11 protein-coding genes and 1 pseudogene are annotated in these 13,369 nt (G+C 66.3%); 5 read left to right on the top strand and 7 right to left on the bottom strand.

What is annotated here, in order from left to right:
• Positions 1 to 296: 296 nt before the first annotated feature.
• The 6 genes from lipP1 to CRM90_RS22665 form a co-directional block, all read right to left on the bottom strand.
• On the bottom strand, positions 297 to 1,223 hold the full coding sequence (gene lipP1 / locus CRM90_RS22690) for a LipP1 family hormone-sensitive lipase (protein WP_102809184.1): 927 nt from the start codon (positions 1,221 to 1,223) through the stop codon (positions 297 to 299).
• Positions 1,220 to 2,053, bottom strand: a complete 834-nt coding sequence (locus CRM90_RS22685) for an IclR family transcriptional regulator (protein WP_102809183.1) — start codon at positions 2,051 to 2,053, stop codon at positions 1,220 to 1,222. Before CRM90_RS22685 ends, lipP1 begins: the two co-directional genes overlap by 4 nt.
• A gap of 237 nt (positions 2,054 to 2,290) precedes the next feature.
• On the bottom strand, positions 2,291 to 3,760 hold the full coding sequence (locus CRM90_RS22680) for an FAD-dependent oxidoreductase (protein ID WP_102809182.1): 1,470 nt from the start codon (positions 3,758 to 3,760) through the stop codon (positions 2,291 to 2,293).
• The gene (bphC, locus tag CRM90_RS22675) at positions 3,757 to 4,665 is read right to left on the bottom strand and encodes a biphenyl-2,3-diol 1,2-dioxygenase (protein ID WP_199190008.1); all 909 of its coding nucleotides are present in this window, start codon (positions 4,663 to 4,665) and stop codon (positions 3,757 to 3,759) included. Before bphC ends, CRM90_RS22680 begins: the two co-directional genes overlap by 4 nt.
• Before the next feature lie 14 nt (positions 4,666 to 4,679).
• Complete coding sequence (locus CRM90_RS22670) at positions 4,680 to 5,861, bottom strand: acyl-CoA dehydrogenase family protein (RefSeq protein WP_102809222.1); 1,182 nt, start codon at positions 5,859 to 5,861, stop codon at positions 4,680 to 4,682.
• 101 nt (positions 5,862 to 5,962) lie between these two features.
• Positions 5,963 to 6,307, bottom strand: a complete 345-nt coding sequence (locus tag CRM90_RS22665) for a 2Fe-2S iron-sulfur cluster-binding protein (protein WP_199190007.1) — start codon at positions 6,305 to 6,307, stop codon at positions 5,963 to 5,965.
• 104 nt (positions 6,308 to 6,411) lie between these two features.
• Here CRM90_RS22665 and CRM90_RS22660 point away from each other — a divergent pair, with 104 nt between their 5' ends.
• The 5 genes and pseudogenes from CRM90_RS22660 (at position 6,412) to CRM90_RS22640 (ending at position 11,928) form a co-directional block, all read left to right on the top strand.
• Positions 6,412 to 8,025 (top strand): flavin-containing monooxygenase, encoded by a 1,614-nt coding sequence (locus tag CRM90_RS22660; protein WP_233209462.1) that lies wholly within the window; start codon positions 6,412 to 6,414, stop codon positions 8,023 to 8,025.
• Positions 8,026 to 8,828 (top strand): annotated as a pseudogene (locus CRM90_RS22655) (mycofactocin-coupled SDR family oxidoreductase). It abuts the gene before it with no gap.
• Positions 8,825 to 9,658: a mycofactocin-coupled SDR family oxidoreductase gene (locus tag CRM90_RS22650; protein WP_102809180.1), complete on the top strand. Its 834-nt coding sequence runs from the start codon at positions 8,825 to 8,827 to the stop codon at positions 9,656 to 9,658. Before CRM90_RS22655 ends, CRM90_RS22650 begins: the two are co-directional and overlap by 4 nt.
• A 128-nt stretch (positions 9,659 to 9,786) precedes the next feature.
• Positions 9,787 to 10,659, top strand: coding sequence for an enoyl-CoA hydratase (locus CRM90_RS22645; protein WP_102809179.1), 873 nt, complete (start codon positions 9,787 to 9,789; stop codon positions 10,657 to 10,659).
• A gap of 90 nt (positions 10,660 to 10,749) precedes the next feature.
• Positions 10,750 to 11,928: a 3-ketosteroid-9-alpha-monooxygenase, oxygenase component gene (locus CRM90_RS22640; protein ID WP_199190011.1), complete on the top strand. Its 1,179-nt coding sequence runs from the start codon at positions 10,750 to 10,752 to the stop codon at positions 11,926 to 11,928.
• Here CRM90_RS22640 and CRM90_RS22635 read toward each other — a convergent pair.
• Positions 11,911 to 13,368 (bottom strand): FAD-dependent oxidoreductase, encoded by a 1,458-nt coding sequence (locus CRM90_RS22635; RefSeq protein ID WP_102809177.1) that lies wholly within the window; start codon positions 13,366 to 13,368, stop codon positions 11,911 to 11,913. The genes CRM90_RS22640 and CRM90_RS22635 overlap by 18 nt on opposite strands.
• Position 13,369 lies beyond the last annotated feature (1 nt).

Raw genomic sequence — 13,369 nt, 5'->3', positions numbered from 1 at the left:
GTGCGACAGTGCGACCGCGCTCGAGCACCAGGCCTGAGATGTCCTGCCACCAGCGGGCTATGGCCGGATCGGGTCGAGCCCGCCACGTCATCTGCCACCAGGCTTGCGGGCTCGGCAGGCACCAGGTGATCGTCACGGTGTTGGGACGGTCGTCGAAGCGGATCGGTGGGCTCACCAGTACGTCGCGCAATTCCATCCCGCGCTCGCGCGCTCCCGGGACATAGCCGCTCAGATAGGCGTCGACGAAAGCCTGTGCGCAGCCCGGAGCGGTCACCACGCGGTCGATGACGACCACCTCAGCCATGGTCGAGCAACTCAGCCAGTGATCGGCTGGCCTCCCGGCGTGACTGGTGGGCGATGTCGAGCATGGGCATCGTCATGAAACCGTGGATGCCGCCGTCATAGGAGCATCGGGTGGTCGGAACCCCGGCGGCGGTCAGGGCGTTCGCGTACGCGGTGCCCTCATCGCGCAGGGGGTCATGACCGGCCACCACCACGACGGCGGGCGGCAGCCCGGTCAGATCCGCCTGCAGCGGTGAGGCATACCGATGTTGCCGATCCTCGACCGCGGGCACGTATTGATCCCAGTACCACTGCAGCGCCGGCCGCGGGTTGTAGAAGCCGCGGCCGTACAGCCGGTAGGACTCGGTGTCGAAATCGGCGGCGATCACGGGATACAGCAGCAACTGCGCGCCGATGGCCGGCCCGCCGCGGTCGCGGGCCATCACGGCGGTGACCGCGGCGAGGTTGCCGCCCGCGCTGTCGCCGCCGACCGCAAGCCTGGTGGCATCGCCGCCGAGTTCGGCGGCATGCGCCGCCGCCCATTGTGTGACCGCAAAGACGTCTTCGGCCGCGGTGGGCCAACGATGCTCGGGTGCGAGGCGGTAGTCGACCGAGATCACCACGGCAGGAATGAGATTGGCGAGGCTTCGGCACAGGCCGTCATGGCTGTCGAGGTCGCAGAACACGAATCCGCCGCCGTGGGCGTAGACGAGTATCGGCAACGGACCGCCGGATGCGGGCTGGTACACCCGGACCCCGACGCTGCCGTCGACGACGTCGACGCGGTGTTCGGCCACCTGGAACACCGGTTCGGGGTCCGGGTTCGGGACGAAGCGGGAGCGGATCGCCGCTCGGGCCTCGGCGCCGGTCATCGTATGCACCGGCGGGAAGCCGGAGTCGAGGGTTTCGATCAGACCGGCGATCTGGGGATCGAGTGTCACGCGGGCTGCAGGCGTCCGATGGTGCGGGGCGCGGAGCCGGCGCGTAGTGGACGAAGCGGCTGCAGCGTGGGAGCGACTCGGTCCGGACCGCCTTCGGCGCTTCGCCAGATACCCATGGCCGTCATTCTCACCGGTGCCACCAGTCGGCTGTCGAAGGCCATCCGATTCATCGGACCGCACACCGAGACCGCTGCCACCGCGTGACCGTCCGGGCCGATGGGCGCGGCCACGCACCCGAAGCCGGGCAGCGACTCTTCACGTTCGAAGGCCACGCCGTGTGCGCGAACCTTGGCCATCTCGGCGGCCAGCTGCGGAGCGGTGGCGATCGAAAACCGGGTTTTGCGGTCGGACAGGTCGATATCGGTGACGTCCTTGTCGGCGAGGATGGCTTTGCCGATCGCCGTGCAGTGGGCCGGCTGACGCCCGCCGACGCGGGTCGGGATCGCCGCTCCCATCTGTTCGCCGATCTTCTCCAGGTACACCACGTCGGAGCCATCCAGGACCGCAAGGTGCACGACCAGCCCCGTTGCCCGATGCAGATCGCGTAGAAGCGGGATGGCGGCCCGATGGATGCGGTCTTGATGCAGTGCCAGCGATCCCAGCTCGACCAGCCGCATCCCGAGCTCGTAGTCGCGGCCGTCGCGGCGCAGCCACCGCAGCGCGACGAGACGTTCGAGCATGCGGTGCGCAGACGACCGCGGCAGTCCGGTGCGGCGCACGATCTGTGCCAGCGTGAGGCGCCCCGGCCCATCGAATGAGTCAAGGACCAGCGAAATCCGGTCGATGACAGCGCTCGGCGTTTCGCCCGACTTCTCGACGGTCAGTGTCATGAGGGCCTCCCCAGTTCCAGCGGCATGCCAACCAGGCATATGACTATTAGTCATATAGTTTTAGCACAGCGCTGTGTGCGCTGTCACACGAACACGCGGACAGATCGGTGATGGCGTACCGAGGTGCGGGGTGGACCGTAGGTGCGGTGTGTAGCTCGTCCAGAACGTGATATCGCCGGTGGTATCACGTTCTGGACGAGCGCCCCAGCCCTCACAGAGGTCCGGCGTCGCGGGTCGTCAGGCGCCGGCTGCGGCGCGACCGGCGCGGCGGCCGTAGAAGCTGCCGTCGCCGAGGGATACGCCACTCGCGTAGCCCCACGCCGCAAGGCCCGCGGTGCAGCGGCCTGCCGCGAACAGTCCGGGAATCGGGTTCCCGCTGACGTGCAGGACTTCGCCGTCTAATGAGGTCATCAGTCCGCCGAGGGTGAAACCGCCACAGCTGGCCCGCAGGTCGATTGCGCCGACCGGGGAGCCGACGGGCTTGATCCATTCCGGCTTCTTGTGCAACAGGTGATCTTCGCCCCGCGCGGCCGCCTCGTTGTAGGTGCTGATCGTGGTCTGCAACGCACCGACGGGCAGTCCGATCTCGGCCTCCAGCTCGGCGATCGTTTCGCATACCCACGTCGCGGGTCGTTTGAGGAAGGGAGTGGCTGAGGTCGCCGCCATCGCGTCGTCCTGGGCATCGCTGTCGATGATCAGGAACGCGGTGTCGTCCTGCCGGTACAGCGTCAGCTGGCCGATCCGGCCGGAGTACATGTCCTCGGGAACGTATCGCTGGCCGAGGCCGTTGACGAGAACACCGCGCACGGTCTGTTGCGGATCGATCAGGAAGGCCACCTCGGTGGCGTCCATGTGTGCGAGGTCCGCGCCGAGGGCCTGGGCCATCCGGATGGCACGACCGTCGTGTTGTTCGATCGACGCCGCGGGCCGTCCCGCGATTGCCGGCGCGAATTGCTTGACCATCGACTCGCTGTAGGCGAAGCTGCCCGCGGCCAGCATGACCCCCCGCCGGGCGCGCACCCGCACCGTTTCGCCGTACTGTCGCGCCAGCACGCCGGCCACCCGGCCGTCGGACTCGACGATCAGCGTCTGTGCCCGGACGTCGTACACAGCTCGCACGCCGAGCGACGTCGCGGTCTCGACCAGTGGCTTCATCAACATGAAACCACCGCTCTTCTCACCGGCGACTTTCCCGGTCATCTGCGGGATGTGCCCGCGGGGAGCGGGTTCGGCGATCGTGTTGAACGGGTAGGCGTTCTCCCCGCCGGTGAACATCAGGCCCTGGTCGCCCGGTGGCTCCCACCCGGGCTCGCCCCAGAATTCGGCTTTGAACGGCACTCCGCAGTCGGTCAGCCACTCGAAGTGGTCGAGGCTGCCCTCGCAGTAGTCCGCGATACGGGCCTCATCGGCCCCCGGCCCCATCGCCACGTTGAGAAACGCCGCCATATTCTGAGGCGAATCGGCGAAGCCGCAAGCCTTTTGGATCGGTGTGCCGCCCCCGAGGTAGATGAATCCACCTGCCATCGCCGCGGCGCCGCCCCAGGACCCGGTGCGCTCCAGCACCAGCACGTCGGCGCCCGCCCGCGCTGCTTCCACGGCTGCGGCCGCACCGGCGATGCCGTAGCCGACGATGACCACATCGGCTTCGTGATCCCAGTTCTCGATCGACGACGCGGGGACCGGGGTGATGTCATCCCCGACGGTCATGGGCGCATCGCAGCTGGGAGGTCGGATACCCATTGATGTCCCCAATAGCTGTCAGCGGTGATTTCCTCTGCGGTGTAGTACATTTCGTCGACGCGCATCCCTTCGGTGCCGAATTCGATGTCCCAATCACCGGGCGCGCGCACGTAGAACGACACCATCTTGTCGTTGGTGTGCCGGCCCAGGGTCGACGATAGTGCAAAGCCCTGGGCGTTGACCCGATCCAGGGCTTGTCCCACCGCGTCGAGTGAGTCGACTTCGACCATGAGGTGAATCAACCCGGGATCACGAACGGTCTGCGCGGGGCAGATCGCCACACTGTGGTGGCGCTGATTGACACCCATGAATCGCACTCGCACCGGTCCGAACTCGGGTGGCGCCGGGACCCGAAACGCGCCGCGGGACCGGAAACCCAGCACTTCGGTGTAGAAGGCGAAGACGCCGTCGACGTCGAGCGCGGGAAGTACGACGTGGCCCAGTCCCTGGTTGCCGGTGACGAATCTGGCGCCGAATGGTGTCACGACGGGGGAGTGATCGAGCACCGCCCCGTGGAAGATCTCCAGCGAGGTTCCCGCCGGATCCTCGAACGCGATGACCTCCTCGACGCGCCGGCTGTCTGCTTCGTCCTGAGACAGTTGCGTGAACGGGACGCCGGCGGAATCGAGCGAGGTTTTGACCCGCTCCAGGTCCGCGTGGTCACGCACTTCCCAACCGACCGTGACGATCTTGTCCACATCACCGGGCACGACGATGATGCGGGCGGCCCGCTCGTCCATTCGCAAATACAGCGCGGAGGTATCCGGACCGCTGCCCCGGGCGAAGCCGAGGACGTCGAACGCGAAGTGGCGCCAGCGCTCGATGTCGGACGCCGCGACGGCGACATAGCCCAAACCCTTGATCAGACCCATGCTGTGTGTCCCCGTCAGATCATCGCGCGCAGTGGGCCCTGCGGGTCCACGCCCAGCGAGCTCAGCGCCGACGCGTGGTACACGGTCCCGGGCACGTGGATGGCGTGCGCCTGGCCGACATGCACGTCGCGCCAATACCGTTGCAGCGGCTTGTCCATGCGTGCGGCGTTGCCGCCGCAGCGCGCGAAGATCTCGTCGACCGCCGACACCGCGCGCCACACCGCACGGATCTGGGTCCGCCGGCCCGCCGCCCGGTCCTCGAAGGACACGTCCTTGCCGGCATCGACCATGTCGTAGATGCGGTCGGCGTTGGCGAGCAATTCCTGTCGGGCGGCGTTGATGTCGGCGGCTGCCTCGGCGATGGCATACATGACGTAGGGGTCGTCCTTGATCGCCACCCCGCTGGCGCTCACCCGCTCACGCTGGTAGTCCAGCGCGGCGGCCAGTGCGCCCTCGGCGATCCCGATGGTCGCCGCGCTGATCCCCAGCGGGAACATGGTCGACCACGGCATCAGGTAGAGCGTGTCGGTCATTCCGGCTTCGCGCTGGGCGGTGCCGTCCATCACCTTCGTCGCGTCCATCGTTCGGTAGGACGGCACGAACGCGTCTTTGACGATGACGTCCTTGGAGCCGGTGCCGCGCAGTCCGACGACGTTCCAGGAGTCCTCGACGATCTCGTAGTCCCGGCGGGGCAGGATCATGTGCAGCATCTGCGGTGGCATCAGCGGTTTGCCGTCGGCGTCACCGAGCATCGCGCCGAGGAAGATCCAGTCGCAGTGGTCGGTGCCGGAGCTGAATTGCCATCTGCCGGTGAACATGTAGCCACCGTCGACCGGGGTCGCCACTCCCTGCGGGGCGTAGGGAGAGGCCACCCAGGTGTCGACGTCGTCGGCCCACACCTCGGCGGCGACCTTGGGATCGGCATACGCCAACTGGTAGGGGTGTACACCGACCACGCCGTTGATCCAGCCGGCAGCGGGGTCGAGCGCAGCGGTGGCCATCACGGTCTCGGCGAATTCGCGAGGATGGACCTCCAGCCCGCCGAATGTCTTCGGCTGGAGCAGACGGATGTTGCCCGCCGATTTCATCAGCTTGACGGTTTCGTCGGTAAGCATGCCGATCTTCTCGGCCTCGGTTCCCTGCTCTCGCAGTCGATCGGCGAACTGGTGCACCCGGTCGATTACCCGCTCACTCATCATGTGGTCCTATCGTCGCTGGCTGACGTCGATGGTGTACCGCGGTCGTCACCGCGACCGTGCCGATTCCCGGTCAGCGGAAAGCTGTCGTGGCCGTGTCTTCAGAATTCGATGTGCAGGTCGTCGGATACGGGCCTGGCTTGGCAACCCAGGATCAGGCCCTCGGCAAGGTCGTCGGGCTCGAGGATGTCGCAGCTGGCCATGTGCACCTCACCGCGCACGGCAGTCGCCACGCATGACCCGCAGTGGCCTTCCCGGCAGGAGTGGGGGGCCTCGATGCCGGCTGAGATCAAGGTGTCGACCAGTGTGGCGTCCCGGGGCCACCGCAGATGGTGACTGGTTCCGTCCAGATCGACCCGAACGGCTGCGGTGTCGGTACTACCGAAATGGATTGCCGCCGAGCCGGTGTCATCTGACAGGTCGCTGCCGTTGTCGATGTCGGACATGGGCATCGATTCTGCGGCCCGATGGCCGGGACGCGGTGGCTCTGCGTCCGGTCACCGGGAGACCGCCCCGGTGCGACGGCACGGACCGCCTACCGTTTCGGCGTGTGAGCACTGGATCGAAGTCCCATGTCGATGTCGTTGTGGTGGGGGCCGGGTTCGCCGGCCTGTATGCCCTGCACAAGTTCCGCTCGCAGGGGCTGTCGGTACGGGTGTTCGAGGGGGCCCCCGATGTCGGCGGCACCTGGTACTTCAACCGTTATCCGGGCGCACGGTGTGATGTCGAAAGTGTGGACTACTGCTATTCGTTCTCCGACGAGTTGCAGCAGGAGTGGACCTGGACCGAGAAGTACGCCACTCAATCCGAGATCCTGGCGTACATCAATTGGGTTGCCGACAAGCTGGATCTACGCCGGGACATCACCTGCAACACCCGCGTGGTGGGCGCGGTGCTCGACGAGCAGACGTTGCGCTGGACCGTGCGCACCGACGCAGGGGAGAGCGTCGCGTCGAGATTCGTGGTGATGGCAACAGGCCCTCTGTCGGCCGCCATCACACCGAATTTCGCAGGGCTGGAGAGCTTCCGGGGAGAGGTCTATCACACGGCGCACTGGCCTCATGAGGGCGTCGACTTCACCGGCAAGCGCGTCGCCGTGATCGGCACCGGGTCCTCGGGAGTTCAATCCATCCCGATCATCGCCGAACAAGCCCAGCAGCTGTACGTGTTTCAGCGCACGCCGAACTACAGCGTGCCGGCCGGCAACCGGCCGCTGACGGCCGAGGAACTCGCCGATATCAAAGCCAACTACGCCGAGCGTCGGCGGCTGTCGTGGCGCAGTGGCGGCGGGTCACCGCATGTCGCGCATCCGAAACTGACCATGGAGGCCACCGCCGAGGAGCGGCGGGCCGCGTTCGAAACGCGCTGGGAACTCGGGGGAGTCCTGTTCTCCAAAACCTTCGCCGATCAGATGGTGTCGCTGGACGCCAACGAGGAAGCCCGCAAATTCTACGAGGAGAAGATCCGGTCGGTCATCGACGATCCGGATCTCGCCGATCTGCTGATCCCCGACGACCATCCGATCGGCACCAAGCGAATCTGCACCGACTCCCACTACTTCCAGACATTCAACCGGCCCAACGTCAGGCTCGTCAGTGTGCGGAAGACGCCCATCGAGTCGATCGACGAAACCGGAATCGCCACCGCTGAAGCGCACTTCGACATCGACGCGTTGGTTCTGGCAACCGGGTTCGACGCCATGACCGGGACTCTGGCCAAGATCGATATCGTGGGCCGTGGCGGTCAACGGCTGGTGGAGGACTGGGCCGACGGGCCGCGCACGTACCTGGGATTGGGCACCGACGGGTTCCCCAATCTGTTTCTGGTGTCCGGTCCGGGCGCGCCGGCAGTGCTGGCCAACATGGTGCTGCATGCCGAGGCCCATGTGAACTGGATTTCCGATGTCATCTCCTACCTCGACGAAAGCGGTTACGCCGGAATCGAACCGACAGCCGACGCCGTGGACTCCTGGATCGCGGAATGCGCGCAACGCGCCGAGGCGACACTGTTCACCAAGGCCAACTCCTGGTACCTGGGGGCAAACGTGCCCGGCAAGCCGCGCCAATTCATGCTGTTCATCGGGGGCTTCGGCACCTATCTCGATATCTGCAAGGAGGTGGCCGGTGCCGGGTACAAGGGCTTCGATCTGCTCAAGGCGCTGTGAATGTCGGGCTTAGCGGGAAAGGTCGTCCTGGTGACCGGGGCGGGACGCGGCACCGGTCGCGTGCACTGTGATCGGTTCGCGACGAGGGTGCCGACGTCATCATGCTCGACCACAGCGACGCGACCGATGATCTACGTGAGACCGCACTGCGGGTGAAACAGCGGGGCCGGTGCGCTGTCATCGGGACGGCCGACGTCGCCGACCTCTCCGCGGTCACCGCTGCGGTCGAGGCAGGGGTGGAGCGCCTCGGCCGACTCGACGTGATCGTCGCCAACGCCGGCATCCACACCCCCGGCGCGCCCGCGTGGCAGATCACTCCTGCCGACTGGCAGCGCACTATCGACGTCAACCTCACCGGGGTATGGCACACCGTCCGAGCGGGTGTGCCGCACATCGGGTCCGAGGGCGGCTCCGTCGTGATCATCAGCTCCACCAACGGGTTACGTGGCACCGCTGGCACCGCCCACTACACGGCCAGCAAGCATGCTGTCGTCGGGCTGGCCCGGACACTGGCCAATGAACTCGGTCCGCGAAGCATTCGGGTCAATACCGTGCACCCCGGTGCCGTCGCCACACCCATGGTGCGAAACCCGGAAACCTATCGGCGGTTGCGGCCGGATCTGGACAATCCGACCGAATCCGACGCCGCCGAAGTCCTGACCGCCCGCAACCTGCTGCCCGTGCCGTGGGTCGAGCCCGTCGACGTCGCCAACGCCGTCGTCTTCCTCGCATCGGACCATGCCCGCTACATCACCGGCACTCAGCTCGTCGTTGACGCGGGCCTGACCCAGAAGACGACATGACGGGGCGGCTGGCGGGTAAGACCGCATTCGTCACCGGGGCAGCCCGCGGAATCGGCCGCGCGCAGGCGGTGCGGTTCGCCCAGGAGGGCGCGGCGATCGTTGGCGTCGACCTGTGCGGACCCGTCGAGTCGGTGCAGGTGCCGCCGAGCACGCGAGACGATCTCGACGAGACGGTGCGGCTGGTCGAGAACCTGGGCGGCCGCATCATTACCGAGACGGTCGACGTACGCGATGTGGACGCGTTGCGAGTCGCGGCCGGCCGGGGCGCCGACCAATTCGGCGGTATCGATATCGTTTGTGCCACAGCGGGAATCACGTCACGCGCCCCCGCAGTCGACATGGCCGAGTCCACGTGGCGGACTATGCTGGACGTCAATCTCACCGGCGTGTGGAACACCTGCACCGTCACGACGTCTCATCTGATTTCCCGTGGGGCAGGCTCGATCGTGTTGGTCAGTTCCATCGCCGGGCTGCGCGGTCTGGTCGGCGTCGCTCATTACACGGCCGCCAAACACGGTGTCGTCGGTCTGATGCGGAGTCTGGCGATCGACCTCGCGCCGTTCGGCATTCGGGTCAACTGTGTTCACCCGACGAACGTCGATACACCGATGATCCAGAACGATGTCGTCAGCAGTGCATTCCGGCCCGACTTGGACCGACCGCCGACGCGAGAAGAGTTCGCCGAATCCGCGACCGGCATGAACATGCTGCCGGTGCCCTGGGTCGATCCGGTCGACGTCGCGAACGCCAGCCTGTTCCTCGCGTCCGACGAGGCGCGCTACATCACCTCGACGAGTTTGCCAGTAGATGCGGGCGCCACCCAACGATGAGAATCGGAGACCCAGCGCAAGGGTGAGCTGTGACGAGGCCAACTCCCAGTCACTGGCACATCCCGTGCGAACGGGTGTCTGCTGCGATGCACATTGGAGGCAGACACCGAGGGATGCGGAGGGTTGGAATGACTGCACACGATACTGACGTGGTCACCTACGAAGTCGTCGACGGGACGGCGATCGTCACGATGAATCGGCCGCGTTATCGCAACGCCCAGAACTCCGTGATGACGTACGCGCTCGACGCCGCGTTCCAGCGTGCGGTCTCCGACGACGAGGTGCGCGTTATCGTGCTTGCCGGCAACGGTGAGCACTTCAGCGCAGGCCATGACATCGGCTCACCGGACCGCGACCACCACGTCTCCTATGACAACAAGGCCGCGCTGTGGTGGGATCACGTCGACAAAGAGGGCGGCGATATGCGCTACGCCCGCGAAGTCGAGGTCTATCTGGGGATGTGTCGGCGATGGCGCGAGATTCCCAAGCCCACCATCGCGATGGTGCACGGCGCCTGCATCGCCGGCGGCCTCATGCTGGCCTGGGTCTGCGACATGATCATCGCTTCCGAGGACGCCTTCTTCGCTGATCCTGTTGTGCGGATGGGCATTCCGGGTGTCGAGTACTTCGCCCATCCCTGGATCCTCGGCTCCCGGTTCGCCAAGGAGATGTTGTTCACGGGAGAGCAGTTCAGCGCTCAGCGCGCCTATGAGATCGGCATGGTCAACAGGGTGGTGCCGAAAGCGGAGCTCAGGGGCGCCGTGTTCGAGTTTGCGGGACGTATCGGCACCATGCCGAGATTCGGTCTCGCCCTGGCCAAGCGGGCCGTCAATCAGTGCGAGGACCAGATGGGACTGCGCAACGGGATGGACGCCGTGTTCGGACTCCACCACTTCGCCCACGCACACAACGCGGAGGTCGGCCAGGACTCACTCGGTGGTCTGGACGCCAAGGCGATGGCCGCGGGGAGTCGCACCCCTCGCGGCGAGAGTGGGGGATAGCGGGGAACCTGGTCGTTCCGCCGACACACGCCCCGGGGCGGTGTCACGCTGTCAGGAACGGGTCAATGACGGAGGTCCGACATGACAGCTATGGACACCGATGTCGAAGTACGCCAGATCGAGGCCGGCACGCCACCCACCCGATTCGCACGGGGATGGCACTGCCTGGGTTTGACCCGCGACCTCGGCGACGGGACGCCGCACGCGGTGAACGCGTTCGGCAAGAAGCTGGTCGTGTTCCGGGGCACCGACGGGGCGCTCACTGTGCTGGACGCTTACTGCCGGCACATGGGCGGCGACCTGTCGGCGGGCGAGGTCAAGGGAAACGAGATCGCCTGCCCCTTCCATGACTGGCGCTGGGGCGGCGACGGCCGGTGCAAGCAGGTTCCGTACAGCCGCAGGGTCCCCAAGCTGGCCCGGACCGCGAGCTGGTTGACGCTCGAACAGGATGGGATGCTGTTCGTCTGGAACGACCCGGAGGGCAACCCGGCCCCAGCGGGGGTGGTCATCCCGCGTATCGAGGGCGCAGGCAGCGACGAGTGGACCGACTGGCACTGGTACACCACGGTGGTCAACTCGAATTGCCGGGAGATCATCGACAACGTCGTCGACATGGCGCACTTCTTCTACGTGCACTCCGCGATGCCGACGTTCTTCAAGAACATCTTCGAAGGGCATGTCGCCACCCAGTACATGAACAGCGGTGTGCGTGCCGACCAGCCGCTGCCCGAAGGGCCGGTGATGCTCGGTACGACGTCGGTGGCCTCGTATTGGGGGCCGTCGTTCATGATCGATGACCTCCTCTATCACTACGAGCACGGCGACCAGCAGACCGTCCTGCTCAATTGTCACTACCCGATCGATGCGAATTCGTTTGTGCTGCAGTACGGGATCATCGTCAAGAAGTCACCCGATCTGCCGGAAGAAGCGGCCATGCAGGCTGCCGTCGCGCTCGGGGACTACGTCAAGATGGGCTTCGAGCAGGATGTCGAGATCTGGCGGGGTAAGACCAGGATCGAGAACCCATTGCTGTGCGAAGAAGACGGACCGGTGTACCAACTTCGCCGCTGGTACGAACAGTTCTACGTCGATGTGGCCGATGTGACGCCGGATATGGTCGACCGGTTCGAATACGAGGTCGATGTCTCCCGGCCGCGTGACGTGTGGCAGCGGGAGGTCGAGGGGAACTTGGCGGCTCAGGCGGCTGAATTACAAAGCAGTGGTGGACTTTCCACAGATCCGGCTGATGCACTAGCCCCGGGCGGCTGAGCGTCCGGCCCGGCGGCCGTAGAAACTGCCGTCTCCTAACGAGATGCCGCTGGCGTAACCCCATGCCGCCAGGCCGGCGGTGCAGCGACCGGCCGCGTAGAGGCCGGGGATCGGCTCACCACTGACATGCAGCACCTGCGCATCGAGGTTGGTCCGCAGTCCGCCCAACGGGAACCCGCCGGTGGCGTGTCGCAGATCGAGAGCGCCGACCGGGCTGCCGATCGGACGCAGCCAGCGTGCCTTCTTGTGCAGCAGCGGATCCTCACCGCGGGCGGCGGCATCGTTGTAACGCGCCACCGTGTCCTGCAGGCTGCCGAACGGCAACCCGATTTCGGCCTCGAGCTCGGCGACGGTTTCGCACACCCACTTCGGCTTGCGCAGAATCAGTTTCGGCGTCTGTGATGCCACGGCCTCGTCGTGGGCATCCCCGTCGAGGATGAGATACGCCGTGTCGTCCTGGTGATAGAGCGTGAGCTGACCGGCGCGGCCGGGATAGGTGTCTTCGGCGACGTAGCGCTGCCCGCGCGAATTGACCAGAATGCCGCGCACCAACTGCTGCGGGTCGACCAGGAACGCAACTTCGGTGGCGTCGACATGTGCCAGGTCAGCGCCGAGCGCCTGCGCCATCCGGATGCCTTGACCGTCATGTTGTTCCACCGCTGACACCGGCCGACCGGCGATCCGGGGTGTGAAACGGTCCATCATGGACTCGTTGTAGGCGAAGCTGCCGGTGCCCAAAACCACGCCACGCCGGGCCCGGATGGTGACCTCGGTCCCGTACTGGCGTGCGGTGATCCCGGTGACGCGGCCGTCGGATTCGACCACAAGGGACTGCACGCGGACGTCGTAGAGTGCCCGGACGCCCAAGTCGGTCGCTTTCTGCACCAAGGGCTTCATCAACATGAAGCCGGCGCTTGCCTGGCCCTGCTTCTTGTTCTGCATCTGCGGGACATGTCCGCGCGGCGCGGGATCGGCGACGGTGTTGAATGGATAGGCGTCCTCGCCACCGCTGTACATCAGCCCCTGGTCGCCCAGCGGTTCCCATCCGGGTTCACCGAAGAACTCCGGCTTGAACGGCACCCCGCACGCCACCAGCCACTCAAAGTGGGCGACGCTGCCCTGGCAATAGTCGGCGATGCGCTCGCGGTCGGCGCCCGGGCCCATCGCGGCATCCAGGAACGCCGCCATGTTCTCGGCGGAATCATCGAAGCCGCAGGCTTTTTGGAGCCCGGTACCCCCGCCCAGGTAGATGAACCCGCCGGCCAACGCCGCAGCTCCACCCCAGGCGCCCGCTCGCTCGAGGACCAGGACATCGGCGCCTGCGCCGGCAGCCTCGACCGCCGCGGCCGCGCCGGCGACACCGTAACCGGCGACCACCACGTCGGCCTCGTGGTCCCAGGTGGTCACCGAAGTGGCCGGAACGGGGCGGACGTCGGTCATG

The organism is Mycobacterium sp. ENV421 (assembly GCF_002887815.1).
GTDB lineage: Bacteria > Actinomycetota > Actinomycetes > Mycobacteriales > Mycobacteriaceae > Mycobacterium.
The sequence above is the reverse complement of the archived record's forward strand: the minus strand, read 5'-3'. Positions and strand labels throughout refer to the sequence as shown.